The sequence below is a fragment of the Thermus sp. LT1-2-5 genome, assembly GCF_040363165.1.
Taxonomy (GTDB): domain Bacteria; phylum Deinococcota; class Deinococci; order Deinococcales; family Thermaceae; genus Thermus.
The window spans coordinates 1-24,537 of the sequence record NZ_BSRG01000015.1 but is presented as its reverse complement, the minus strand read 5'-3'; the positions used below and the strand labels follow the sequence as shown (position 1 = coordinate 24,537).

Genomic DNA, 24,537 nt, shown 5'->3' with positions numbered 1-24,537 from the left:
ACCCCCTTAGGATACGGCGAAGTCCCCTAGCCGGATGCGCCCTTCGTAAAGGGCCTTCCCCACCAGGGCCCCTTCCACGCCCAGGCGCATTAGGGCCTGGAGGTCTTCCGGCCCCGCAATCCCCCCACCGGCGATGAGGGTGTGGGGCCACGCCTCCCGCACCCGGGCTACCACCTCCAGGTCCAATCCCTGTAGCGTCCCATCCCGGCGCACGTCGGTGTAGATGACCCAGCGGACCCCCATGGCCTCCCAGGTCCGCAAGAGGTCTAGGGCGGGGAGGGGGGTGGCCTCCTTCCAGCCGGAAACCACCACGCTAAGCCCTCGAGCGTCCAGGGCCACGGCGAGCCGCTCCGGGCCCGCCTGGGCCAGCATCGCTTCCAAGAGGGTGGGGTCTTTTACCGCCACCGTGCCCACCACCGCCCGGCTCGCCCCTAAGGAGAGGACTTCCTGCAAGCTCTCCAGGGAACGGACCCCCCCTCCCACCTGAAAGGGAACGGAAAGGGCCTTTGCGATGCGGGAAAGGACCTCGCGGTTGTCCCCGGTACCCAGGGCCCGGTCCAGGTCCACCAGGTGCAGTAGCTTCGCCCCCTCCTCCTGCCAGCGCAAGGCGGCCAAGACCGGGTCGCCATAGGCGGTTTCCGCCTCGGGGCGGCCCTCGTAGAGCCGCACCGCCTTGCCCCCCTTGAGGTCCACCGCGGGGATGACCAGCATGGGGCTATCCTACAAGCTCCCGCACCGCCCCCTCCAGGTCCGGCTGGCGCATGAGGCTCGTGCCGATGAGGACGGCGTCAAAAAGCCCCTTCAAGGGCTCCAACTCCTCCTTGCGGCCGTAGCCCGACTCCGCCACCAACACCCCGGAATAGCCCCGCTCCCGGGCCAAGCGGCCCAAGCGGGGGGCGGTGGTAAGGTCGATCCGCAAGGTGGCAAGGTCGCGGTTGTTGATGCCCAGGATCTCCGCCCCCGCCTCGAGGGCCAATTCCAGCTCCGTTTCCGTGTGCACCTCCACCAAAGCGTCCAAGCCGAGGGCCCGGGCCCTTTCCAGGTACGCCCCGGTGAGCTCCCCCAGCACCGCCACGATGAGGAGGGCAGCGCTCGCCCCAAAGGCCCGGGCCTCCTCCAGCATGAAGGGGTCCACCACGAAGTCCTTGCGCAACAGGGGGAGGGCCACCTTCTCCCGCACCCTCCTGAGGTCCTCCAAGCCTCCCCCGAAGTAGTGGGGCTCGGTGAGGACGCTAAGGGCCCGGGCCCCTCCCCGGGCGTACGCCTCCGCCGCCGCCGCCGGGTCCACCTGACGAATGAGCCCTTCGGAAGGGCTTTGCCGCTTCACCTCGGCGATGAGGGCGAGCCCCGGAGAACGCAACGCTTCCCGGAAAGAGGGCACCGGCGGGGCCTCGGGAAGGGGGTAGGGCGCCACCGCCCCCGCCCGCCGCCGTGCGATCTCCCCCAAGACCCCTGGCACCCGGGAAAGGTCCGGCCGCATGGGGACATTGTACCCGGGCCTTAGAGGGGAGCCATGCCCCTAAGCCTACCCCTGGGTCCTATTCCTGGACGCCTGCGCCCTGAACTTGGGGAGAGCCTAAGGAAGGCCAGGCTCACCCACTTCGCTAGGCTCCTCCGGGAAAGCCCGTACGCCACTCGGCCCTAAGGCCCTGTTGCGTTTATTTCGTTTATAGGCTACCCTGGGGATGCCATGAGCGGTGTCCTCTTTGCGCCCGGCATTTCCCCCGAGGGGCTCCGCCAGTTCCGGGAGCGGTTAGCACCTGGCAAAACCCTGCGCCTGGAGGAAGCCACCTTGGTGCTCACCCCCGAGCTAACCCAGCTCCTACAAGACCTCTTGGCGGCGCTTCTCCGGGGCGAGCCGGTAAGGATTGTTCCCTTGGAGGCAGAGCTTACCACCGGGCAGGCGGCGGAACTTCTCGGGATTTCCCGGCCCTACCTGGTGCGCCTCCTGGAAGAAGGGAAAATCCCTTACCGCAAGGTGGGGGCCCACCGGCGGGTCTTGGCCAAAGACCTCCTAGCCTACCTGGAAGCCTCCAAAAAGAAGGGGCAGGCTCTCCTAGACAAACTTATTCGCGAGGGCCAAGAACTGGGCTTTGGGGATACGGAATGAAGGGCGTGGCCTTGGCCTTGGGCGGTGGGGGCGTGCGGGGGTACGCCCATCTGGGGGTGCTCTGGGTTTTGGAAGAGGCGGGCATCCCCATCCGGGGCCTGGCGGGAAGCTCCGCCGGGGCCTTGGCCGCCTGCGCCTGGGCCTTTGGCCACAAGGACCCTTGGAAGGTGCACCAGGCGGTCTTTGACGAGGGAATCGCCCAATTGCAACGGGCAGGGAACCTCCGCCTCTTAGCCCGCCTTTTCTCCGCCTTAAGGCGGCCAGCCCTGACGGACACCGCCAAGGTGGCGGAGGGGCTAAAGCGCCTCTTCGGGGAGGCCAGGCTCGAGGACAGCCCCATCCCCCTGGCCATCCAGGCGGCGGACCTCCTCACGGGGGAGGCGGTGGTCTTACGGCGTGGCCCGGTGTGGAAGGCGGTGTTGGCCAGCGCCGCCATCCCTGGGCTCTTCCCCCCGGTGGCCTGGGAAGGGAGGCTTTTGGTGGACGGGGACGTGGCGGAGAAGGTGCCCGTGCGGGCCGCCAAGGCCCTCTTCCCCAAGGTGGTGGCGGTGGACGTGTCCAACCCCCCGCCCAAAGAGGCGCCCAAGACCGCCCTCGAGGCCGCCCTCCTGGCAGGCGAAGCAAGCCGCAGGCGGCTTAAGGAGCTGGCCCTGCAAGCGGCGGACCTGGTCCTCACCCTAGACCCCCCCTTCCCCATAGACACCTTTGACCACGAAAAGCTTCCCCTGGTCTACACCCTCGGGCAGAAGCGGGCCCAGGAAAAGCTAAAGGAAATCCAGGCCCTTTCCCGCCTCCGCCTCAAAGACCTCCCTCACCTCCTCGTCCCAAGGCCGCCTCGGCCCACCTGAGGAAAAAGGCAAACCCCAACACGCCTAAGGCAAGGAGGGCAAAACCCAAGGGCCGAAGAAGTAGCCCCATCACCCCCAGGAAGAAGGTGAGGGAGGCCCCTAGCCCAGCCGCCACCAAGGGGGCTATGGGGGCCTCCTCCTTTAGGGCTCGCATCCCGAGCCAAAGGAGCCACCCCCCGCCCAGGAAAGCCAAAAGCCAAAGGAAGGGGTGCCCCGCCTTGGGCACCAGGGGAGCGAGAAGGAGAAGGAAAAGCCCCTGAAGGCCCAAAAGGGAAAGGGCGTACAGGCGAAGCCCTCTTCGCCGCTCTGGGTAAGGCGCCTTGGGGTCGGCCAAAGCCCTTAGCGCCTGGAAGAACGCCTCCACGGGCCTAATGGTGCAGAACCCGCTCCAGGAAGGCCTTGGTCCGCTCCTCCTTGGGCCGGGTGAAGATCTCCTCCGGCCTCCCCTCCTCCACCACCTGCCCCCGGTCCATGAAAATCACCCGGTCCGCCACCTCCCGCGCAAACCCCATCTCGTGCGTCACCACCAGCATCGTCATGCCCCCCCGCGCTAAGTCCCGCATCACGTCCAGCACCTCCCCCACCATCTCCGGGTCCAGGGCGCTCGTGGGCTCGTCAAACAGCATCACCTTGGGCTCCATGGCCAACGCCCGGGCAATGGCCACCCGCTGCTGTTGCCCCCCAGACAGCTCCGCCGGGTACTTCCGCGCCTGGTCCAGGATCCCCACCCGCTCCAACAGCTCCAAGGCCTTCCCCTCCGCCTTCTCCCGCGTCCAACCCCGCACCCGCATGGGCGCCAAGGTGATGTTCTCCAGCACCGTCATGTGCGGGAAGAGGTTGAACTGCTGGAAGACCATCCCCACCTCCCGCCGCACCTCCCTCAAGGCCCGCTCCTCCTTCACGTTGTGCCCGTCCACCACCACCTCCCCCTCCTGGAAGTCCTCCAGGCGGTTGATGCACCGGATGAGCGTGCTCTTCCCCGAGCCCGAGGGACCGATGATGACCAGCTTCTCCCCGGGGGCCACCTCCAGGTTGATGCCCCGCAAAACGTGCAGGGAGCCAAACCACTTGTGCAGGTTGTGGATGCGGATGATGGGTTCCACCGCCTTCATTTTCGCACCCGCTGGAGGAGATAGGTGAGGCCGAGAAGGCCGAGGCCTAAGGCGTCCGTGACGAGCCCCGGCACCACCAGGGTCAAGGCCGCCGCCAGGAGCAACACCCGTTCCAAGAGGTTGGTCCTCTTATGCAGAAACCCCACAAGGCTGGCGCTAAAAGCGGTCATGCCCAAGAGGGCGGAGAGGAAGATCCACGCCGCCTCCAGGGGGCCTTCTACCCCCAGGAGGAGGAGCTTGGGGTTGAAGAAGAACATGTAGGCGAGAAGGGCGGTGCGTAGCTCGTACACGAAGCCCTGGACCGCCGTCTTCCAGAAGTCGGACTTGGCGATGGCGCTGGCGGCGTAGGCGGCCAGGGCCACGGGGGGGGTGGAGTCGGCCATGATGCCGAAGTAAAAGACGAACATGTGGGCGGCCACGGGGGGCACGCTGTACCCCGCCTTTTCCGAAAGGGCCAAAACCACGGGCACCACCAAGGAGGCCATGACAATGTAGTTGGCGGTGGTGGGAAGGCCCATGCCCAAAAGGAGGCTCGTGAGCTGGGCCAGGAGGAGGACCAGGATGAGGTTCCCCCCGGAGAGCCGCTCCACGATGTCCGTGAGGCCGAAGCCGATGCCGGTCATGGTGACGATGCCCACGATGATCCCGGCGGTGGCCGTGGCCAAGGCGATGCCCACCATGCCCCTAGCGCCCGCCTCGAGGCCCTCCACCACAAGCCTTGCCCCCCGCACGAGGCCAAAGCCCAGGCCCGCCCCGCTCCTCCACCCCCGCCACGCCTCCTGCAGGAGGATGAGGAGGAGCATGAGAAAAACGGTGTTCAACGCCGCCCGCTCCGGGGTGAGCCTGAGCCCCACCAGGGCGTAGATGAGGTAAAGGAGGGGCAGCAGGTAGTGGAACCCCGAGCGGAGCACCGGGGCCAGGGGCGGAAGCTCCGCCCGGGGCACCCCTTTGAGCCCAAGGCGGAGGGCCTCGATGTGGACGGTGATAAAGAGGGTAGCGTAGGCCAAAAGGGCGGGGACGAGGGCGATGAGGATGAGCTGGCTATAGGGGATGCTCAGGAACTCCGCCATGATGAAGGCCGCCGCCCCCATGACGGGGGGCATGAGCTGCCCGTTGGAGGAGCTCGCCACCTCCACCGCCCCCGCCTTTTCCGGGGGGTAGCCCACCCGCTTCATCAGGGGAATGGTGAAGGTACCGGTGGTGACCACGTTGGACACGGAGCTCCCCGAAACCACCCCCGTGAGGGCGCTCGCCACCACCGCCGCCTTGGCCGGCCCCCCGCGGAAGTGGCCCAATAGGCCGTAGGCCACCTGGATGAAGAAGTGCCCCGCTCCCGCCTTCTCCAAAAGGGCCCCAAAGAGAACGAAGAGGAAGACGAAGGTGGCGGAAACCCCTAGGGGCACCCCCCAGATCCCCTCGGCGGTGGTGTAGAGCTGGCCCACCAGCTGGCTCCACTGGCTCCCAGCGTGAAGCTGGAGCCAGGAGGGCAGGCTAAAGGGAAGAAGCCCCTTAGGCCCCGTGAGGGCGTAGAGCACGAAGACCGAGGCGATGATGGGCAAGGCGGGCCCCACCACCCGCCAGGCGGCGAGGAAGAGCACGAGGAGGGTAAGGGTGCCCAAGACCACGTCCCGCTCGCTGGGGATGCCCCCCCGAAGCTGGGTGATGCCGTAGTAGTCCACCACCACGTACAAAGCCCCCGCCACCCCCAAAAGGGCCAAGACCACGTCCAGCAGGGGAATGCGGTCCTTAGGCCCCCGCCTTCCCGGATAGGCCAAGAAGGCCAGGGCCAGGGCAAAGGCCAGGTGGACCGCCCTGAGCCTTAAGGGGTCCAGGGTGCCCACCTCCGTGGCCCAAAGCTGGAAGAGGCTCCAGGCCACCCCCAAACCCAAGAGAAGGAACCGCCCCGACCCTTTAGGGCGCCTTCCCCCAAGCTCGCTCTCCTCCACCAAAAGATTGGCGTCCGTCATCCTTCCTCCTTGCCCACCAGGCAAAAGGGGCCCCGGGCGGGGCCCCTGGCCAACCCTACCCGCCTACTTCAAGACCCCCAGCTCCTTGTAGAAGCGCTCCGCTCCGGGGTGCAAGGGGATGGGGAGACCCTTCACCGCCTTCTGCAGGCTGAAGAAGCGCTCCAGGTTGGGATGGATCTTCTTGAAGGCCTCCTGGTTGCCGAAGACCGCCTTCATGAACTTGTACACGGTGTCGGCGGAGAGCTTCTCCGAAGCGATGAGCATGGCCTGGACCGCCACCGTGGGGGTGGTGACGTCCACGCCCTTGTAGGTGCCCCCGGGGATGTTAAAGCCCACGTAGAAGGGGTACTTCTTGGCGATGGTCTGCACCTTGCCCAAGTCCACCGCCACCAGGGTGATGGGGGTGGTGAGGGCGAGTTGCTGGATGGCGCTGGCCCCCAGGCCCACGGTGTAGAACAGGGCGTCCGCCCGCTTGTCCTGCATGAGCTGGATGCCCTGGTTGGCGCTCACCCGGATGGCCTGGCCCAGGTCCTCAAAGCGCAGGCCGTAGGCCTCGAGGATCTGCCGGGCGTTTTGCTCCGTGCCGGAGCCCACGTCCCCCACCACCACCCGCTTGCCCTTGAGGTCGGCCACGGTGCGGATCCCGGCGTCAGCCCGGGCCACGATGTGGATCACCTCGGGGTACAAGGCGGCCAGGGCCCGGATGCCCTTCACCGGCTTCCCCTCAAAGGCCGGGATGCAGCAACCCTGATCGGCGTAATAGGCGATGTCGTTTTGGGCCAAGGCCATCTCAAACTCCCCGGCGACGATGGCGTTGATGTTGGCCACGCTCCCCCCGGTGGAGCGGGCGTTGGCCCGGATCCCCACGCCCGCATCGTTCACCAGCTTAGCCATGCCTGTAGCCACGGGGAAGTAGACGCCGGTGGTGGAACCGGAACCGATGGTGAGGAACTCCTGGGCAAAACCTAGCCCCAAGAGGGCAAACCCCGCAAGCAGATACCGTTTTAGCCGCATCTTTACACCTCCTTAGCCGAAGGCAGTATACCGGGGGCCCCCAACTGGGGGCAACCCCTAGCGCCCAGGCACCTTAAGGCGCAGTTCCAAGCGGTTAGTGAAGGCGGTGAGCACCGTGGTGAGGAGGAGGTAGATGGCGGCCACCGCCAAGTACACCTCCACCGGGCGGAAGGTGGCGGAGATGATCCGTTGTCCGGAAAGGGCGAGCTCGGTGAGGGCGATGGCGCTGGCCAAGGAGGAGTCCTTGAGGAGGGCCACCACGTTGTTCACCAAGGGGGGCACCACGATGCGAAGGGCCTGGGGCAAGACCACGAAGCGCATGGTGTCCGCCGGGGAAAGCCCTAAGGACCAGGCCGCCTCCCACTGACCCTTGGGGATGGCCTGGATCCCCGCCCGCACCACCTCGGCGTTGTAGGCCCCCACGTTGAAGGCGAGGGCGATGAAGGCGGCCCAGTAAGGGGTGAGGGCCTGTTGCGCCTCGGGCCATAGGGGCTGGAGCAAGAGGGGCAAGGCGTTGTAGGCGAAGAGGATCTGCACCAAGAGGGGTGTGCCCCGGGTCACCCAGATGTAAAAGGTGGCGGGAAGCCGCACCCAAGCCCGGGAGGAAAGCCGGAACATCCCGGCGAAAACGCCGATGAAAAGGCCCGCCAGCCCCGAGATCAGGGTGAGCTTCAAGGTGATCTCCGCCCCCAAGGCCATGGCCTGGCTGGCGGAGGCCGCCCGCTCCGGACCGAAGCCCGTGAGGAGGAAGTACCGCTCCAGGGCAAACCCTAAAAGGGCGAAGAAGAGAAAGTAGCCCCCCAAGAGGAGGGCCAGAAAGAGGATCACGCGTAGCCAAAAGGGCATAAGCGCACGACGAAGCCCAAGGCCTTGCCGCCTTGGGCTAGAAAGAGGCTACTTGCAGCGGACGTCCTCCCCAAACCACTTCTTGGAGATCTGGGCGTAGGTGCCGTCCTTCATCAGCTCGGCCAGGGCCCCGTTCAGAGCGTCCAAGACACTCTTGTTGCCCTTGGCCACCGCCATGGCCACCTTTTCCTCGAAAACCAGCTCGCCCAGCTGCAGGGTGTTCTCCAACTTGCGCTCCTTGATGGCCTCCTTGGCCACGAAGCGGTCGGTGATCCAGGCGTCCAGCCGGCCCGCCAGGAGGTCTTGGAGGGCGTCGGGGTCCTTTTGGTAGGTGCGCACCTGCTTGATCCCCGGGATCTTCTGCGCCGCTTCCATGTAGGTGGTGCCAATCTGCACCCCCACCACCTTGCCCTGAAGGTCCTTGGCGGTCGTGGGCCCGCCCTTCTTGCTCACGATCACCCCGCCCGTGCAGTAGTGGGGGTTGGTGAAGTCCACCGCCTTGGCCCGCTCCTCGGTGATGCCGTGGGAGGCGATGACGAAGTCAAAACGGCCCTGGTTGAGCTGGATGAGGAGGCTATCGAAGGCCTGGGTGATCCAAACCGGCTTTAGGCCCAGTTTCTTGGCCAGGGCGTTGCCCAGGTCGATCTCAAAACCGGTGAGCTGGTTCTTCTCATCAAAGTAGTTGAAGGGCGGGAAGGCCCCCTCCGTGCCGATGCGGATCTCCCCGGAGCGCCTGATCTGGTCCATGCTCCGCACTTGGGCAAGCCCCAAGGAAAGCGCCAAGAGCCCTACCAAGACAAGAAGCTTCTTCATGGCATACCCCCTTACGTACACCGCAAGATTATAACGTCCTCTTCCCCGAGGCAAGCCTAGGCCCAGCGCACCCACCCCACCCGGCCGGTGATGGGGTGGCGGAGGGCGAGGCGCACCCCGTAAGCGTAGCTCCCCGGGCGGGGAGGGCGGTAGGCTAGGCTGTAGCCCTCCCCTTCCGGCTCCAAGGGCACCACCCAAAGGGCCCCGTCCGCCCGGCGCACCACGAGCTCCACGGCCACAAAGGGCCGCAGGGCTTCGGGTACCTCTCCTTCCACCCAAGCCCGCACCCGCATGGGGGTGCCGTTTAGGGTGAGGTCCCCCGGCGCCTCCACCTTGAGGCCTAAGGCAGAGAAGGCGGGGAGGGCTTCGTGAAACGCCCGCAGAAGCTCCCCCTGGACCCTGGCCTGCCCTGACCAGGCCTCCCCCGTCTGGTAGAGGGCCTCGTACTCCCCCACCATGCGGGCGGCGCTGAAGCGGGGGCCCACGGTGCGCAGGCTCTCGTGAACCATGGACAGCCAACCGGAGGAGTAGCCCTCCGACCCCACGGCGTAAAAGAGGGGGAGGACCTCGGACTCCAGGATGTCGTAAAGGGCCTGGGCGTCCGCCATGTCCTGGGCCTCCTCGCTCTCGTAGGTGCGCTCATCGCCAATGGCGAAGCCGTTTTTGCCGTTGTAAGCCTCGGCCCACCAGCCGTCCAAGACGCTCAGGTTCAAGGCCCCGTTCAAGGCGGCCTTCATGCCGCTGGTCCCCGAGGCTTCCATAGGGCGGCGAGGGGTATTGAGCCAGAGGTCCGAGCCGTGGACCAAGACCCGGGCCAGGTACATATCGTAGTCCTCTAGGACCACCATGCGGTCCTCGAGGCCCAGTTCCCGGATCCTCCCCACCAGCTCCTGCAGATACGCCTTCCCCGGCTCGTCCTTCGGGTGGGCCTTGCCGGCGAAGACGAACTGGATCGGGTAGGGCCCCCGCACGATCTTGAGAAGCCGCTCCGGATCCTTAAAGAGGAGGACCGCCCGCTTATAGGTGGCGAAGCGGCGGGCGAAGCCGATGGTGAGGGCCTCCGGGTCCAAGGCCCTTTCCGCCTCCCGCAGGCGGCTTGGGCTTTCCCCGTTGCGGCGGCGCTGCTCGTAAAGCCTCCGCCGCACCTCCCGCACCAAGTCCCCCCTAAGTTCCTGGTGGATGCGCCAAAACTCCTCTCCCAGGCCTTCCACCTTCCACGTGGCGGGGTCTTCCGGGCGCCTGAGCCACTCGGGCCCGAAGACCTCGGCGTAGTGGCGGCGCAGGCGGGGGTGAAGGAAGGTCCAGGTGTGGACGCCGTTGGTGACGTGGCCGATGGGCACTTCCTCGGGCAGAAGCTCAGGCCAAAGATGGTGGAACATGCGCCGGGAAACCTCCCCGTGCAGCCGGGATACCCCGTTGGCCTGGGCGCTGGTGGAAAGGGCCAGGTGGGACATGGAAAAAACTTTGCCCCAGGGCTTCTCCTCCAAGCCCAAGGCCAAGAGGGCCTCCCACCCCACCCCAAGCCCCTGGAAGAAGTTCCCCAGGTAGCGCTCCACCAGGTCCAAAGGGAAAGCATCGTGCCCGGCGGGCACGGGGGTGTGGGTGGTGAAGAGGGCCCCGGCCCGGGCCATCTCCAAGGCCACGGGGAAGGCGTGCCCCTCCGCAAGAAGCTCCCGGAGCCGCTCCAAGCCCAAAAAGGCGGAGTGGCCCTCGTTCATGTGGAAGACCTGGGGCGCCAGGCCCAAAGCGCGCAAAAGCCGCACCCCCCCGATGCCCAGAACCATCTCCTGCAGAAGGCGCATCTCCAAACCCGGAGCGTAGAGCCGGGCGGTGATGGCCCGGTCCTCGGGCGCATTTTCCGGTAGGTTGGCGGTGAGGAGGTAGACGGGCACCGCCCCCACCTGCACCCGGTAAGCCCCCAAAAGAAGCCTCCGCCCGGGAAGGTCTAGCCCCACCCTTAGGGGCCGCCCCTCCTGGTCCGGCACGGGCAAAAGGGGAAGTTCCTCCGGGTGCAGGGGCTCGTAGACCTCAAGCTGCGCCCCCTCGGGGGAAAGGCGCTGGTGGAAGTAGCCCTCGTGGTAGAAGATCCCCACCCCCACCAAGGCTAGCCCCAGGTCGCTCGCCGCCTTCACGTGGTCCCCGGCCAAGACCCCAAGCCCGCCGGAGTAGATGGGCAAGGAGCTGTGAAAGCCGTACTCGGCGGAGAAGTAGGCCACCAAGGGGCCCCGCTTGGCCCTCCGTTCCTCCAGGTAGCGGCGCAAGGCCCCCACCACCGCCTCCACCCGGGCCGGATAGCCGGTGGTGGCCAGGGCCTCGAGGCGGGCCGGGTCCACCTCCAAGAGGAGCTTCACCGGGTTGCCCCGGAAGCCCTTCCAGAGCAAAGGATCGATCTCTTGGAAAAGCTCCGCCGCCTCCGGGTTCCAGCTCCACCAAAGGTTATAGGCCAGCTCCCTAAGGCCCTGCAGGGGGCCAGGCAAGAGGGGCATGGCGGTGATGTGGCCGAGGGTTCTCACGGGGGGAGATTATACCCAAAACCCCTAGCGCAGTCTGCGCCAAAGCTCCGGGCTAAAGAGGAGGACCACGGGCAAAATCTCGATGCGCCCGGCCCACATTTGAAAGATCAAGACAAGCTTAGACCAAGGGGAAAGGGCGGCGTACGAACCCATGGGCCCCACCGGGCCAAGACCCGGCCCGATGTTGCCGATGGCCTGGGCGCTGGCGGTGAAGGCCACCACGAAATCCTTTTCCAACAAGGCTAAGAGCAAAGCCCCGAGGCCAAAGAGCACGGTGTACAGGAAGACGAAAACAGCAACCTGCCGCAGCGCCTCCTCCGGCACCACCCGCATCCCCAAGCGCAAGGGGAGGACCGCCTGGGGGTGCAGGGTGCGGGTAACCTCCCGGCGCAAAAGCCCAAACAGGAGGAGCCAGCGCACCACCTTGATGCCCCCCGCCCCCGAGCCGGCGCTTCCGCCGAAGAACATCAGAAAGACCAAAAGGGCCTGGGCTGGAACCACCCATTGGGCGAAGTCCACGCTGGCGAAGCCGGTGGTGGTGAGGATGGAAACCACCTGGAAGAAGGCGTGGCGGAGGCTCGCCTCCAGCCCGTACAGGTGATGGGTGTAGAGGTAAAGGGCAAGAAGCGTCCCAAAAAAAAGGACGATGCCCAAATACGCCCGGAACTCGGCGTCGCGCCAAAGGGGCTTCACCTCCCGGCCGAACAGGAGACGGTACTGGAGGAGGAAGTTCACCCCCGCCAAGAACATAAAGACCACCCCCGCCCACTGGGCCAGGGGCGTATAGGTGGCGAAGCTTTGCGGGTTCGGGCTAAACCCCCCGGCCGGGATGGTGGTGAGGGCGTTGGCCAGGGCCTCGTAAAGGGGCATACCCGCCGCCCCGTAAGCCACGAGGGCCAGAAAGGTAAGGAGAACGTAGACCTTGAGCACCGCCACGGCGGTGTGGCGGAGCCTTGGGGTGAGGCGCTCCTTCTCCACCCCCGTGCTCTCGGCGAAAAAGGCCTGACGCCCCGCCACCTGGAGCTGGGGAAAGATGACCAAGAAGAGCACCACGATCCCGATGCCCCCCATCCACTGGGTAAGGCTTCGCCACAGGAAGAGGCTTTGACCAAAGCGGTCAAAGTCGGCCAAGACCGTGGCCCCGGTGGTAGTGAAGCCGGAAACCGACTCAAAGAGAGCATCTAGGTAGCTCATGCCCCCGGAAATCCAGTAGGGCACCGCCCCCAAGGCGGGCACCAGGATCCAAAGAAGGGCCACGCTGGCGAAGACCTCGGCCCTCCGGGGCTGGGCCTGGGGGTGGCCCAGGGCCTGGAGGGCCTTGCCCAGACCCACGCCGAGGAGGGCCCCCACGGCGAAGCCCCGGGCGTCCTCCTCTAAGAGGAGAGCCAAAAGGGCAAAGAGGAAGAGGAGCGCCCCTACCCCCTGGTAGGTGAGACCGAGGAGGTAAAGGCTGGAGCGGAACCCCGGCCTAGTGGGCGATGCGGGCCACGGCCTCATCCGCCACCTCCCGGGCCGCCACCAAGAAGAGCCGATCCCCGGGGAGGGCCAACAAGTCCTCCCGGTACAGCATGACCCGATGGTCCCGCTCCAAGGCCACGGGGGCCACCTGAGGCCCGGCCAGGACCCGCAAGGCCCTGGGCTGAAAGTCCTCGGGCAGCTCCACCTCCAATAGCTCTATGTTTTCGTCCATGGTGGAAACGTGCTCCACGTTCTCCGGCCCCAAGAAGTCCAACACCGCCCGCACCGCCGCCTGGCGGGGGGTGAGGGGGAGGTCAATCCCCACCTGCTCAAAAAGCCTGCGGGTTTCCGAACGGGAAACCCGGGTGATGACCTTGCCCACCCCAAGCTGCTTGGCGAGAAGGGAAGCCAAGAGGTTCTTCTCGTCGTTGTCCGTCACCGCCACCACGGCGTCGGCCTCCTGCATCCCTTCCGCCTCCAAAAGCTCCAGGTCCGTGCCGTCCCCCTGGATGACCAAGGCCCCGGGGAGCTCCTGGGAAAGCCACTCGCAACGCTCGCGGTTGGGTTCGATGATGACCACCTCCAGCCTGCGGCGCACGAGTTCCTGGGCCACCATAAAGCCCACATTCCCCCCGCCCAGGATCATGACCCGCCTCACTCCCCGACGCGTGGCGAAACAGGCCTCGAGCTCGGGAAAGGCCCTCAAGGTGGTCACAAAGAGGAGTTTGTCCCTAGGCTCCAGCACCAGCTCGGGAAACTCGGGGTGGGCAAAGCTCAAAAACGTCCCGTCCCGCACCACCCCCACCACCAACACCCCTTCGGGCCAAACCTCCTCGGCCAGAAGGCGGTGGGCGTAGGGCCCCCCTTCCTTCACCCGGTACTCCACGAAGCGAAGCCTTCCCCCCGCCAAGAACTCCGTGTCCACCGCCCCAGGGACCAGGATCACCTCCACGATCTCCCGGGCCATGGCCCGCTGGGGCCAGAGCACCTTGTCGATGCGGGTGCCCAGGATCTCTGCCGTGCGGGGGTCGGCCAGCACCTCCACGTACCCCCCCTTGCCCACAAAGCAAAGGGTTTGCTTGGCCCCAAGGCCCTTGGCCAGGAGGGAGGCCAGGAGGTTCACCTCGTCGGAGTCCGTGCTGGCGATGAAGAGGTCGGCCTGGTCCACCCCCGCCTCCCGCAGGGTGTCGGGGTCCGTGGCCCCGCCCACCACCACCTTCACGTCCAGGTGGGCCAGGCGCTCCTTGGCCTGGGGATTGCGGTCGATGACCACCACCTCGTGGGCCTTTTCCAGGGTGCGGGCGAGCTCCCCGCCCACCTCCCCACCCCCGGCGATGACGATGTACATACGGCTCCTATGCTAAACCTGGACCCCGTAAAGATCGTAGGTGTCGGCCCGGGTCACCCGGGCCCGGATCCTCTCCCCCACCCGCACGGTGCCGTCCGTTTCCACGTAGATCACCCCGTCAATGCCGGGGGAGTCGCGGTAGGTGCGGCCCAGGGCGAGGCCCGGCTCGGGGAGCTCGTCCACCAAGACCTCCAGCGTCCTCCCCACCAGGCGCTCGTTTTTCCGCCGGCTCACCTTGGCCTGGAGCTCCATGAGCCGCGCCTTCCTCTCCTCCTTTACCTCCTCGGGCACGTGGCCGTCCAGGGCGTTGGCCTCCGCCCCCTCCACCGGGGAGTAGGGGAAGACCCCCACCCGGTCCAGCTCCGCCTCCTCCAGGAAGTCCAAGAGGATCTGGAAGTCCTCCTCCGTCTCCCCGGGGAAGCCCACGATGAAGGTGGAGCGAAGGGCCAGCTCCGGCACCACCTCCCGCCAGGCCTTTAGGGTCTTGAGGTGGCTTTGGTACCCTCCAGGGCGGCGCATGCGCCGTAGGATGCGCTCGGAAGCGTGTTGCAAGGGCACGTCCAGGTAGGGGAGGACCTTGCCCTCGGCCATGAGGGGGAGGAGGTCTTTCACGTGGGGGTAAGGGTAGACGTAGTGGAGGCGGACCCAGGCCCCAAGCTCGGCCATGTGGGTGAGGAGGTCCTTGAGCTCGGCCTTCACCAGGCGCTCCCCCCAGAAGCTCTCCCGGTGGCCCAGGTCCACCCCGTAGGCGGAGAGGTCCTGGGCGATGAGAAGGAGCTCCTGGGTCCCCGTGGCCACCAGGCGGGCCGCCTCGGCCAAGACCTCGGCGGCGTCCCGGGAGCGAAGCCGCCCCCGGAGCTTGGGGATGATGCAGAAGCTACAGCGGTGGTCGCACCCCTCGGAAAGCTTCAGGTAGGCGTAGTGCTTGGGGGTGAGCTTCACCTGGGGTGGCACCAGGTCCAAAAAGGGGTCCCGGGGAGCGGGCAGGACCCGCTCCACCGCCTTTAGCACCCGCTCCACCTCCCCCGGCCCCGTGACCTCCAGGACCTCCGGGTGGCGCTGTTGGATCACCTCGGGCCTTGCCCCCAGGCAACCCGTCACGATGACCCGGCCGTTTTCCCGGAGGGCCTCCCCGATGGCCTCGAGGCTCTCCTCCACCGCCGGGGTGATGAAGCCGCAGGTGTTGACGATCACCACCTCCGCCTCTTCGTAGGTGGGGCTCGTCTCGTAGCCTAAGGCTTTGAGCCGGGAAAGGATCTGCTCTGAATCCACCAAGGCCTTGGGGCAACCCAGGCTCACGAAGCCGATCTTCGCCATAGCGCTCCTTGGGGTAAACCCCCAACAAGGCCTAAGTATAGCCTGGACCCAAGGCTCCGCCTAGGGGAAGCTCCGGGTGAGGGGCTTGCCAGGCTCGCCCAGAAGCCCCAGGTCCTTTCCATCCAGGAAGACCCGCACCCCACCCGGGTTCCCGGCCCGCACCTCCACGGGAAGGTCAAAGCGAAGCTCGCTTCCCACCTCGGGAATGCCCTCGTAAAGCCGCTTCTCCCCTTGGGTCACCCGAAGCCAGCTCCGCCCCTCTAGCCTCAGGACCAGCTGGCCTGTCCCTGGCGGGGGGGCGGCCTCCTTGGGAGCGGGCTTCTCGGCGGGGGTGAGCCGGAGGCTCAGGGAAAGGTCCTTGTCCAAAAGGATTTCCCCTTCCCAAGGGGTATAGCCCGGAAGCTCCACCTTGAGCACCCGCCTTCCCCCTTCCAACGGGGGGGTGGCCAAGGGGGTCTGGCCCAGGTAGAACCCATCCAGGTACACCCGGGCCCCTGGGGGCTCGCTCACCACCCGGAGGGTGTAACGGGCGGGAGCGGGCGGGGGCGGCGCCTCGGGGAGGACCACCACCCGCTCGGGCTCGGGCCGGAGGAGCAGGTAGGCCCCATAGCCCAGGAAAAGGGCGAGGAAGAGCGCCACCCAAAGCCCCCAAGGCCGCCTGGGCCGCTCCCTGGGCGGGGGCGGAGGGGTCTTGGGAGAGGACGCGGGGTAAAGGGCCAGGAGGGGCTCAGGGTCTAGGCCCAAGAGGAGGGCGTAGCGCCTCAGGTAGCCCCGGGCCAAAGCGGGCTCGGGCAGGTCCTCGAAGCGGCAGGCCTCGAGGGCCTCCAGGACCCGCGCCTTCAAGGATAGCCGCTCCGCCGCCTCCTTAAGGCTTAGGCCCCGTTCCTCCCGCGCCCGCCTAAGCCTCTCTCCCAGCTCGCACACAAGGCTATTCTAGCGCCGCCAAGGCCCGGGCCACTTTGGCCGCCAGGCGGGCGTTTTCCACGAGGAGCCTCCGGTTCACCCGGTCCGTCTCCCCTTGGGAAAGCTCGGAAAGCCGCCTGAGAAGGTAGGGGGTGAGGGCCTTGCCGAAAACCCCTTCCCGCGCCGCCTGGTGGCTCGCCTCCTCCACCCACGCCGCCACCTTCTCGTAGGGGATGCCCTGGGAAACCGGGTTCACCAGAAGCACCGCCCCTAGACCCAGTTCTTGGGCCTTCCGGTACACCTGCGCCGCCTCCAAAGGGGTTTCCACCCGGGCGGGCACGGGGTAGGGGGAGGCGGGGGAAAAGAAGGCGGGTAGCCGGTCCGTGCGGTACCCCACCACGCTCACCCCCAGGGTCTCCAGCCTTTCCAAGGTGGCCCGGAGGTCCAGGATGGCCTTGGGCCCGGCGGACACCACCAGGATAGGGGTGCGGGCCAAGGCCACCAGGTCGGCGCTCTCGTCGTGGGGCTCCGGGTGAACCCCGCCGATGCCCCCGGTGGCGAAGACCCCGATCCCGTGGCGGTGGGCCAGGTGCACCGTGGCCGCCACCGTGGTGCCGGCGCTTTTCCCTTGGGCCAAGAGGGCCGCCAGGTTCCAAAGGCTCGCCTTCTCCGCCCCTCCCTTGGCCAGAAGCTCCATCTCCTCCCGCTCCAGGCCCACCCGCACCTCGCCCTTCACCAAGGCGATGGTCTTGGGCACCGCCCCTTCCTCCCGCACCGCCTCCTCCAACTCCAAGGCCACCTCCCGGTTCAAGGGGTAGGGCAAGCCGTGGGTAAGGAGGGCGGATTCCAAGGCCACCAGGGCTTCCCGCATGGGGCCACTATACCTCGGGCCACACCAGGACTTCCTCCCCCGCCTTGAGGCCGTGGAAGAGGAGGAGCTCGGGGGACAGCCTAAGCTCCACCCCAAGCCCTTCCGCCCCCTCCACGGTCAGGAGCACCTCCTTAGCCCCCTTGACCCGCACCTGGGCAAAAGGGCCATAGTGGGCCCGCCAGGCCTTGAGGAGTAGGGCCTCCACCTGGGCCCCCCGCTTGCCCAGGGCCACCCGCAATTTGGCGGTGCGGGGCACCCGGGGGGCCACCTCCACCAGCCTGAGCCGGGCCAGGTGCCCCAAGCGCTTCAGCACCTCCTCCAAGGGCCACCTGCCCACCAGGTCCAGGGGGCTTTTCCCCCGGCCCAGGTCCTGGAGCAGGGCAAGCTCCACGGGGTCCAGGGTGGCCCCCACCGCCTCCCCCCGGGCCGAGGGGCGCACCAGGTCAAAGGGCCCCACCTCCACCCGTTCGTCCAGGGCGCGGATGGCCTCGAGGAGGTACGCCTCCAGGGGCCCCAAGAGGGTGGTGAGGGGGGCTTTCGTGCCCAAGTGAAAGCGGAAACGCCCCTCCTTCAGGGCCAGGATCTCCAAGAAGGCCTCCCGGCCCACCTGGCCCCGGAAGGCGGCGTGGACGGGGCGGCCCCTTTCCAGGTAAACCTCCCCCACCCCGCCCGGCCCTTCCACCAGGAAAAGGCCCGTCTTACCCCCCTGGGCCAAAAGTTGCAGGAGGTCGATGGGACCTAAGAGGCGGAAATCGCCTTCCATAGCGCCCCCAAGTAGCCCGGGCCGAAGAAGTGCACGTGGGCGAGGAGGTAGTAGACCTGGTAGCGGGGAAGGGCCCGCTCCACCTCCTCGGGCACAGGATACAGGGCCTGGTAGGCCCGCCAGAAGGCCGGGGGAAACCCCCCAAAAAGCCGCATCATGGCCAGATCCACCCCTCTTTCCCCCACGAAGAAGGAGGGGTCCAAAAGGGCCGGCCCCCCTTGGGCGAAGTGGACGTTCCCGCGCCACAGGTCCCCATGGAGGGGAACCGGGCCTTCCCTGGGCAAGGGCTTCTGAAAAAGCGCCTCCACCTTGGGCCCAAGCCCCTCCAGACGGCCCCAAGTGGCCCGGAGCAAGGGCTCCACGCACCGGAGGAAAAAGAACTCCGTCCAGTCCCCTCCCCGCCTGCCCGGCAGGGGAAAGGTGCCGAGGAAGCCGGGCTCGGCCCAATAGGCCTCCTCTGGTTGCCGGTGGAGGCGGGCCAGCATGGCGGCAAGGGCCTCCCAGTCCTCCGGGCCTGGCGGCAGGTACTCCAGCACCAGCCCCGCCTCGGCCACGTGGAACACCCGGGGAACCCTTACCCCCCTTCCCCCCAGCTCGGCAAGGCCCTGCGCCTCTGCGGGGAAGAGGCCCGGTGGAGGGTTTTCCGCCAGCTTCACCACGTAAGGCCCCACCCGATAGACCCGGGCCATATCCCCCCCGTGGAGGGGAAGGATGGGGCCCTCCGCCTCAAGCCCCGCCCTCTGGAGGAAGGTCCTTGGGTCCATGGGCTTCTAGGAAGGCCTTGCAGGCCGCCTCCACCGTCCAGTAGGCCTCGAGGCAGTCCTGGTAGTCGCCGTAGTAGGGGTCCTTCACCTCGCCCCCGCCCAGGTAGTCCAAAAGAAGCCGCGCCTTGCCCCGGGCCTCGGGAAAGCGCCTCAGGACCTCCTCCAGGTTCTTCCGGTCCATGACCAGGATATGGTCGTAGTAAAGGGCATCCTCCCGGGTCATGGCCCGGGCCACGTGGGGGAAGTAGGCCCCCTCCTCCTCCAAAACCCTCCGAGCCCTGGGGTCCATGGGCTCCCCGGCGTGCCAGGCCCCGGTGCCGGCGGAGTCCACCTCAAAGTGGGCCTCGAGGCCCCGCTCCTTGAGGAGCTTGCGCAATGCCCCTTCCGCCAAGGGGCTGCGGCAGATGTTGCCCAAACACACAAAGAGCACGCGTATGGGGCGCTCCATACCCCTCATCATAGGGGCCTAATAGGGCACCTCCGCCCCCACCTCCGTGCCCTTCCCCGGGGTGGAAGCCACCCAAAAACGCCCTCCCCGCGCCTCCACCCGCTCCCGCATCTGGGTCAGGCCGAAGCCGCCCAGGCCCTGGGCCTCGGGGCTTTGGAAACCTTGGCCGTTGTCCCGCACCAGAAGCCTCGCCCCCCTTTCCCCCAAGGGCTCCAAGACCACCTCCACCCGGGTGGGTTTAGCGTGCTTGGCGGCGTTGGTGAGGGCTTCTTGCAGGACGCGGAAGAGGACCAGCTCGCTCGCCTGGGAAAGCCCCACCGCCTCGGGCAAGGAGAGGTGGACCCTAAACCCCGCCTGCTCGGCGAAGGCCTGGGCGTAGCGCCGCACCGACTCCAGGAACCCGTAGCGCTCCAAGTCGATGGGCCTCAGGGCGAAGATGCTCCGGCGCACCTCCCGGATCTGGCTCCTTAGGGTTTCCCGCACCTCGCCCAACGCCTTCAGCGCCGCCTCCCGGTCCTTGTCCCAAAGCCTCTCCGCCAGGTCCAGCTTCAAGGCCATGAAGGCGAGGCTTTGCGCCAGCCCGTCATGGATCTCCCGGGCGATGCGGGTGCGCTCCTCGTTGATGGCGAGCTCCTCCGCCCTCAGGTAGGCCTGGGCGTTGCGCACTGCCAAGGCCACCTGGGAGGCCAGGAAGGAGAGGAAGGCAATGCGCCGGGAAAGGTCTTCCCCTTTCAGGACCAAGACCCCCACCGTCCCCCGGGCCTTCAGAGGCAGGGCCAGGGTCTTGGGGGCCACGAAAACGGGGCCCTCCAAGGCCCCCTTCCAGGGCCCTTCGGGAAGGAAAGGGTGGGTGGGGAGGGATAGGTTCCGCACCACCCGGGGCACCAAAAACCCCTCCTCGTCCAAAAGGAGCACCCCGCCCCCTTCCGCCCCCGCCCAGTCCCGAATGCGCTCCAGTAAGTTATCCAGAAGGCGGTCCAGGTTGGCCTCGGCCTTTAGGGCCTGGTCCACCTCAAAGAGGGTGAGGAGGTCGCGGCTTCTCGCCACCACCGACTGCAAGGCTCCCCCCACCTCGTGGGCGAGCACCTCCAGAAAGGCCCGCTCTGGGGCAGGAGGGCAGGCCTCCAGGTACCCCTTTAGGCCGGGGAGTTCCACCCTGACCCCCCCGCACTCCTCCCCTGCCCGGACCCCCTCCGCCTCGAGGGCCACGGGGTAGCCCAGGGTTTCCCGCAGGGCCAAGGCCACGCGGTGCACCGCCTCCTCCAGGTTCTCGCTCTCCAAGGCCTCCCGGAAAACCCGCCCCGCCGCCAAAAGCCTCCGGTTGGCCTCCTCCAAGGCCCGCTCCGCCCGAACCTTCTCCAAGACCTCCTGGGCGATCCACTCCAAAACGGCGTAGGTGACCAAGGGCCCCACCAGGCCGTAAAACCCGAGGCGAAGCCAGAGCAAGGCGTCCACATGGCGGTAGGGAAGCAGGGCCACCTCAAAGGCCACCACCACCAAGGCGATGAGGGGCGGCAAGAGGCGCTGCGCCAAGCGGACCAGGCGGTAAAGGCTTTGGCTAGCCATCCTTCTTCCCTTGCGCGTAGCGGCTTTGGTGGAGGAGCCCCCTGAGGAGCTGCACCTCTCCCGGGGAAAGCCTCGCCTTGTGCAGGATGCGGCGCAGGCGGCGCATGGCGTAGGGATGGCGGTGGGAATCGGTGAAGCCGATCTCCAACACGTACTGCCCCAAATCGGCGAAAAGGGCCTCCAGGGCCTCCACCGAGGCCAGCTCCTCCTTGGCCTCGAGCGCCTTTAGGGTGGCCTTGAAAAGCTCGTAGGCGAAGACCACCACCGCCTGGGCCAGGTTCAAGGAGGGCTGCTCGGGAGCGGTGGGGATGGTGCCGATAAGGTGGGCTAGGTCCAGCTCCTCGTTGGTGAGGCCAAAGGTTTCCCGGCCGAAGACCAAGGCCACCTCCCCCGCCACGGCCAGGACGTGGCGCGGCACCTCCCAAACCGGGGCCACGGGGGCAGGGTAAAGCTCCCGGGGGCGGCCCGTGGTGGCCACCACGAAGTGGGTCCCCGCCAAGGCCTCCTGGAGGGTGGGGGCCACCACCGCCCGGTCTAAGACGTCCTCCGCATGCACCGCCAGCCAGTAGGCCTCCCGGGCCCAAGGCGGCCCCACCCGGGGGTGAGGGTTGACCACGTAAAGCCGGGATAGGCCGAAGTTGCGCATGGCCCGGGCCACGGCCCCCACGTTCATGGGCTCTTGCGGCTCCACCAAGACGATGCGCACGTGGCTCAGGTCAGGGCGATGTTCCATGGGATTCCTCCAAAGGCATCGGTTCGGGGGAAGCCTCTGGGGCCCCCTGGCCCGTGGGCTCAGGCGAAGAGGGAGGGGCTGTTTCCGAAGGCGGCACCACCGGGGGAAGGGGCACCTTGCCCTGGGGGAACCACATGGCCACGCCCGCTTGCGAGGGCAATCCCGAAACCAGGTCCACCCGCGCCTGCACAAGCCCTGAAGGCGGGGGAAAGTCGCCCCCGGGGCGGCCCCGCAAGGCCTCCGCCACGAAGGCCCGCCAAATGGGGGGGTTCACCACGGAGCTGGAAGGCTCCCGCCCCCCCATGCGCAAGGGCCGGTTGTCGTCCCGGCCCACCCAAACCACGGCGGAAAGCCCCCGGGTTACCCCGGCAAACCAGAGGTCCCTGGCCTCGTTGGTGGTCCCCGTCTTCCCCCCCACCACCCGCCCCGGGATGCGGGCCCCCTTGGCCAGACCCTTCTCCCCCAGGTCGTAGACGTAGCCCTTTAGCAGGTCCCACCCTTGGTACGCCACCTGGGGGCTAAAGAGGGGGCGCCGCTCCGGGGAGGCCTGGTAGAGCACCCTTCCCTCCGCATCCTCCACCCTTAGAACGTAGAGGGGCGACACCCGGTACCCCCCGTTCACAAAGGCGGCGTAGGCGGCGGCCAGGTCCACGGGGGTGATGGAGGCCCCGCCGATGGCGATGGCCAAGGTGGGGTAGCGCACGGCGAAGCCCGCCTGGGAAAGCTTTTGCGCCACCTTCTCCACCCCGATGGCGTTGGCGGTGTAAATGGCGGGAAGGTTCAAGGAGAGGTCCAAGGCGTAGCGCACACTGATCTCCCGGTTGAGGAAGGTCCCGGAGAAGTTCTTGGGCCGCCACACCCCCCCGGGCTGGCTGGGATCGGGGAACTCCAGAGGGCGATCAGGCACCAAGGTGGCCTGCGTGAAGCCCTCCTCGAAGGCGGTGGCGTACACGAAGGGCTTCACCGCACTTCCCGGGTTCCGTAGGGCCCGGGTGGCCCGGTTGTACTCATCCCCTTCCCGCCGGATGCCCCCCACCAGGGCCAAGACCTCCCCCGTTTCCGGGTCCAGGCCCACGATGGCGAGCTCCGCCCCTTCCGGCAGGCGGGCCTCCTTGGCCGCCCGTTCCGCTGCCCTTTGCATGGCGGGGTCCAAGGTGGTGTAGACCTTTAGTCCCCCTTCCCCGTACACCTTCTCCCGGCCAAAGCGGGCCTCGAGGAAGCGCCGCACCTCCAAGACGAAGTGAGGGGCCATGCGGAAGTCCATCTGGCGCACCAGCCGGGCTTCGGGGTCCACCAGCTGGGCCTCCAAAAGGTTTCCCTCCCCGTCGTAGCGGGCTCGCCAGCCCTTGGGCACCAAGGGCTCCCGCCAGCTGGCCTCCGCCAGCTCGGGGCTCACCCACCCCTCAGCCACCATCTGGTCCAGAAGGAGGCGCATCCGCTCCCGCACCCCCTTCAGGTCCTGGTAGCGGGCGTTGGGGGCGGGGATGAGGGAGGCTAGGTAAAGCCCCTCCGCCAGGGTCAAGGCAGCGGGGTCCTTGCCAAAGTAAGCCTCCGCCGCCCCCTTAATCCCCACGGCGTTCCCGCCCCAGGGCACCACGTTTAGGTACATTTCCAGGATCTCTTCCTTGGTGTAGCGCCGCTCTAGCTCCAGGGCCAAGGCCCATTCCTTGAACTTGCGCTCCAGGGAGCGGGCCTGGGCCAGCTCCTTGAGGAGGGTGTTCTTGATGACCTGGGTGGTGATGGTGCTTCCCCCCTGTAAGTCCCCCCGGGCGATGGCGTAAAGCGCCCCGAGAAGCCTCAGAAAGTCCACTCCGTAATGCTGGAAATAGCGGCGGTCCTCGGAGAAAACGATGGCCGCCACCGCCGCCGGGGACACATCTTTTAGGCGCACCAGGCTCCGGTGGATGGCCCGCCCCTCCTCCACGCTGGCGATCTGGGCCAAGGGCGTGCCGTCCCGGGCATACAAAACCGAGGTGGCGGTGAGGCGGAGACGCTCAAACTGCGAAAGGTCCGGCAGGTTCCGGGTGTAGGCGTAGGCCAGATAGCCCAAGGCGAGGCTCCCCCCCACCAAAAGCCCCAGCAGCACCATGACGAGCCAGCGGAGCACCCGCACGCCCACCAGTTTACCCAAGCTCCCCCTGTTGGGGAGAAAGGCGCAAAAAGCGGAAAAGCTTTTCGCGGCTTAAGGGCTTTTCTAAGGGCAAAACCCGGACCACCTCCGCCGTGATGCGAAGCCGTTCCGAGGGGGAGATGAGCACCGCCAAAGGCACCTCCTTGAGCCGCTTCACATGGCGGATGCGCGCGGCCACAGCGAAGGGGTCCACGTCCAGGTCCTCGTCCAAGAGGATGGCCTTGGGGGTGTGGTCCAAAAGCCAAAAGAGCCCCTCCCTGGCCGAGTCGAAGTAGGCCACAGGGTATCCCCTTTCCAAAAGGGCCAGTTCCGCATAGGCCCGCAGCGCCTCGTTGCGGCTTAATAGAAGAAGCCCCGGATACTCTGCCGCCACGGCGCCAGTTTACACAGGAGTTGCGAAAAGGCTATGAAAAAAATCTGGCTGGGGCGCGTGGACTCGAACCACGACCGGCGGATCCAAAGTCCGCTGTCCTGCCATTAGACGACGCCCCAGCGTCCAAGGGGGATTGTAGGGCAAAAACGCCCTGTCGTCAAACCCCCTGTGATCTCACCTTCCCTCCCAACGTTTTCACGAGGCTGGAGGATAGAGGCTCATCGGCCACGAAATGAGGGGGTGGGCAAGCAAATGCTAATAGCCATGGCGTCTTCACCGCAATTCTCCGGCCACTTTGTCGCCAGGCTTCCCTCTATGCCCTCGCGACTGCGCCTTACCCTCCGCCTAAAGCTAACCCTACCGCACCCCCCTATCCCACTTCCTGCTCCAACCCCACTAGCCCGTAAGCAACACGGGACCCAAACGAGGCCCCCCAAACTTCTACGTATGCTCGGCCCCGCGCGGCATACTTTGAACGTCGGGTCTGAAAGCGGTTCCCGTGGAAATGCGCTTACCCACCATCCATACCCCACCTCAACGCGCACCAAAACCGGTCCCGATGACCCAAAGAGTCTTCACCAGTATCCGAAGATCCAACCAGAAGGAAAGATGCTTGATGTAGTAAAGATCGTAGCTCAA

The 24,537-nt window shown here is 66.9% G+C and carries 24 protein-coding genes and 1 tRNA gene; 2 read left to right on the top strand and 23 right to left on the bottom strand.

Annotated features, from left to right (window positions below; translation table 11 throughout):
* Positions 1 to 6 precede the first annotated feature (6 nt).
* The gene (hisA, locus tag ABXG85_RS10885) at positions 7 to 711 is read right to left on the bottom strand and encodes a 1-(5-phosphoribosyl)-5-[(5-phosphoribosylamino)methylideneamino]imidazole-4-carboxamide isomerase (protein ID WP_353513655.1); all 705 of its coding nucleotides are present in this window, start codon (positions 709 to 711) and stop codon (positions 7 to 9) included.
* Positions 712 to 715: 4 nt separating this feature from the next.
* On the bottom strand, positions 716 to 1,480 hold the full coding sequence (gene trpC / locus ABXG85_RS10880) for an indole-3-glycerol phosphate synthase TrpC (protein ID WP_353513654.1): 765 nt from the start codon (positions 1,478 to 1,480) through the stop codon (positions 716 to 718).
* 210 nt (positions 1,481 to 1,690) lie between these two features.
* On the opposite strand from trpC, the gene ABXG85_RS10875 reads away from it, so the two are divergent.
* A complete protein-coding gene (locus ABXG85_RS10875) occupies positions 1,691 to 2,110 on the top strand; it encodes a helix-turn-helix domain-containing protein (protein ID WP_353513653.1) in 420 nt (139 codons plus the stop codon).
* Positions 2,107 to 2,958: a patatin-like phospholipase family protein gene (locus ABXG85_RS10870; RefSeq protein WP_353513652.1), complete on the top strand. Its 852-nt coding sequence runs from the start codon at positions 2,107 to 2,109 to the stop codon at positions 2,956 to 2,958. The genes ABXG85_RS10875 and ABXG85_RS10870 overlap by 4 nt, the downstream gene beginning before the upstream one ends.
* On the opposite strand, the gene ABXG85_RS10865 is transcribed toward ABXG85_RS10870, so the two are convergent.
* From ABXG85_RS10865 to ABXG85_RS10765, 21 genes are all read right to left on the bottom strand, one after another.
* A complete protein-coding gene (locus ABXG85_RS10865) occupies positions 2,909 to 3,322 on the bottom strand; it encodes a hypothetical protein (RefSeq protein ID WP_353513651.1) in 414 nt (137 codons plus the stop codon). The two genes, ABXG85_RS10870 and ABXG85_RS10865, sit on opposite strands and share 50 nt — an antisense overlap.
* Before the next feature lie 4 nt (positions 3,323 to 3,326).
* Entirely contained in the window at positions 3,327 to 4,070 is a 744-nt protein-coding gene (locus ABXG85_RS10860) for an amino acid ABC transporter ATP-binding protein (RefSeq protein ID WP_353513650.1), read from the bottom strand.
* A complete protein-coding gene (locus ABXG85_RS10855) occupies positions 4,067 to 6,037 on the bottom strand; it encodes a TRAP transporter permease (protein ID WP_353513649.1) in 1,971 nt (656 codons plus the stop codon). The genes ABXG85_RS10860 and ABXG85_RS10855 overlap by 4 nt, the downstream gene beginning before the upstream one ends.
* Before the next feature lie 63 nt (positions 6,038 to 6,100).
* Positions 6,101 to 7,051 (bottom strand): TAXI family TRAP transporter solute-binding subunit, encoded by a 951-nt coding sequence (locus ABXG85_RS10850; protein WP_353513648.1) that lies wholly within the window; start codon positions 7,049 to 7,051, stop codon positions 6,101 to 6,103.
* Between the two features lie 57 nt (positions 7,052 to 7,108).
* The gene (locus ABXG85_RS10845; protein WP_353513647.1) at positions 7,109 to 7,897 is read right to left on the bottom strand and encodes an amino acid ABC transporter permease; all 789 of its coding nucleotides are present in this window, start codon (positions 7,895 to 7,897) and stop codon (positions 7,109 to 7,111) included.
* A gap of 48 nt (positions 7,898 to 7,945) precedes the next feature.
* Positions 7,946 to 8,710: an ABC transporter substrate-binding protein gene (locus ABXG85_RS10840; protein WP_353513646.1), complete on the bottom strand. Its 765-nt coding sequence runs from the start codon at positions 8,708 to 8,710 to the stop codon at positions 7,946 to 7,948.
* Between the two features lie 56 nt (positions 8,711 to 8,766).
* Entirely contained in the window at positions 8,767 to 11,223 is a 2,457-nt protein-coding gene (glgP, locus tag ABXG85_RS10835; RefSeq protein ID WP_353513645.1) for an alpha-glucan family phosphorylase, read from the bottom strand.
* A gap of 24 nt (positions 11,224 to 11,247) precedes the next feature.
* Positions 11,248 to 12,720 carry a TrkH family potassium uptake protein gene (locus ABXG85_RS10830; protein ID WP_353513644.1) on the bottom strand — a complete coding sequence of 491 codons (1,473 nt, stop codon included), beginning with the start codon at positions 12,718 to 12,720 and terminating at the stop codon, positions 11,248 to 11,250.
* Positions 12,692 to 14,029, bottom strand: coding sequence for a Trk system potassium transporter TrkA (gene trkA, locus ABXG85_RS10825; protein ID WP_353513643.1), 1,338 nt, complete (start codon positions 14,027 to 14,029; stop codon positions 12,692 to 12,694). Before trkA ends, ABXG85_RS10830 begins: the two co-directional genes overlap by 29 nt.
* A 12-nt stretch (positions 14,030 to 14,041) precedes the next feature.
* Positions 14,042 to 15,346: a 30S ribosomal protein S12 methylthiotransferase RimO gene (rimO, locus tag ABXG85_RS10820; protein WP_353513642.1), complete on the bottom strand. Its 1,305-nt coding sequence runs from the start codon at positions 15,344 to 15,346 to the stop codon at positions 14,042 to 14,044.
* Between the two features lie 60 nt (positions 15,347 to 15,406).
* A complete protein-coding gene (locus ABXG85_RS10815) occupies positions 15,407 to 16,270 on the bottom strand; it encodes a RodZ domain-containing protein (RefSeq protein WP_353513641.1) in 864 nt (287 codons plus the stop codon).
* A gap of 4 nt (positions 16,271 to 16,274) precedes the next feature.
* The gene (locus ABXG85_RS10810; RefSeq protein ID WP_353513640.1) at positions 16,275 to 17,120 is read right to left on the bottom strand and encodes a pseudouridine-5'-phosphate glycosidase; all 846 of its coding nucleotides are present in this window, start codon (positions 17,118 to 17,120) and stop codon (positions 16,275 to 16,277) included.
* 7 nt (positions 17,121 to 17,127) lie between these two features.
* Positions 17,128 to 17,883: a DUF4388 domain-containing protein gene (locus tag ABXG85_RS10805; protein ID WP_353513639.1), complete on the bottom strand. Its 756-nt coding sequence runs from the start codon at positions 17,881 to 17,883 to the stop codon at positions 17,128 to 17,130.
* The gene (locus ABXG85_RS10800) at positions 17,859 to 18,647 is read right to left on the bottom strand and encodes a fructosamine kinase family protein (RefSeq protein WP_353513638.1); all 789 of its coding nucleotides are present in this window, start codon (positions 18,645 to 18,647) and stop codon (positions 17,859 to 17,861) included. The genes ABXG85_RS10805 and ABXG85_RS10800 overlap by 25 nt, the downstream gene beginning before the upstream one ends.
* Entirely contained in the window at positions 18,610 to 19,095 is a 486-nt protein-coding gene (locus ABXG85_RS10795; protein ID WP_353513637.1) for a low molecular weight protein-tyrosine-phosphatase, read from the bottom strand. The genes ABXG85_RS10800 and ABXG85_RS10795 overlap by 38 nt, the downstream gene beginning before the upstream one ends.
* A gap of 18 nt (positions 19,096 to 19,113) precedes the next feature.
* On the bottom strand, positions 19,114 to 20,661 hold the full coding sequence (locus ABXG85_RS10790) for a sensor histidine kinase (protein ID WP_353513636.1): 1,548 nt from the start codon (positions 20,659 to 20,661) through the stop codon (positions 19,114 to 19,116).
* The gene (locus ABXG85_RS10785) at positions 20,654 to 21,394 is read right to left on the bottom strand and encodes an RNA methyltransferase (protein WP_353513635.1); all 741 of its coding nucleotides are present in this window, start codon (positions 21,392 to 21,394) and stop codon (positions 20,654 to 20,656) included. Before ABXG85_RS10785 ends, ABXG85_RS10790 begins: the two co-directional genes overlap by 8 nt.
* A complete protein-coding gene (locus ABXG85_RS10780; RefSeq protein ID WP_486401649.1) occupies positions 21,378 to 23,483 on the bottom strand; it encodes a transglycosylase domain-containing protein in 2,106 nt (701 codons plus the stop codon). Before ABXG85_RS10780 ends, ABXG85_RS10785 begins: the two co-directional genes overlap by 17 nt.
* A 34-nt stretch (positions 23,484 to 23,517) precedes the next feature.
* On the bottom strand, positions 23,518 to 23,898 hold the full coding sequence (locus ABXG85_RS10775) for a response regulator (protein WP_353513634.1): 381 nt from the start codon (positions 23,896 to 23,898) through the stop codon (positions 23,518 to 23,520).
* Between the two features lie 45 nt (positions 23,899 to 23,943).
* A tRNA-Gln gene (locus ABXG85_RS10770) sits at positions 23,944 to 24,017 on the bottom strand.
* Positions 24,018 to 24,432: 415 nt separating this feature from the next.
* Positions 24,433 to 24,537, bottom strand: a complete 105-nt coding sequence (locus ABXG85_RS10765) for a sugar transferase (RefSeq protein WP_353513678.1) — start codon at positions 24,535 to 24,537, stop codon at positions 24,433 to 24,435.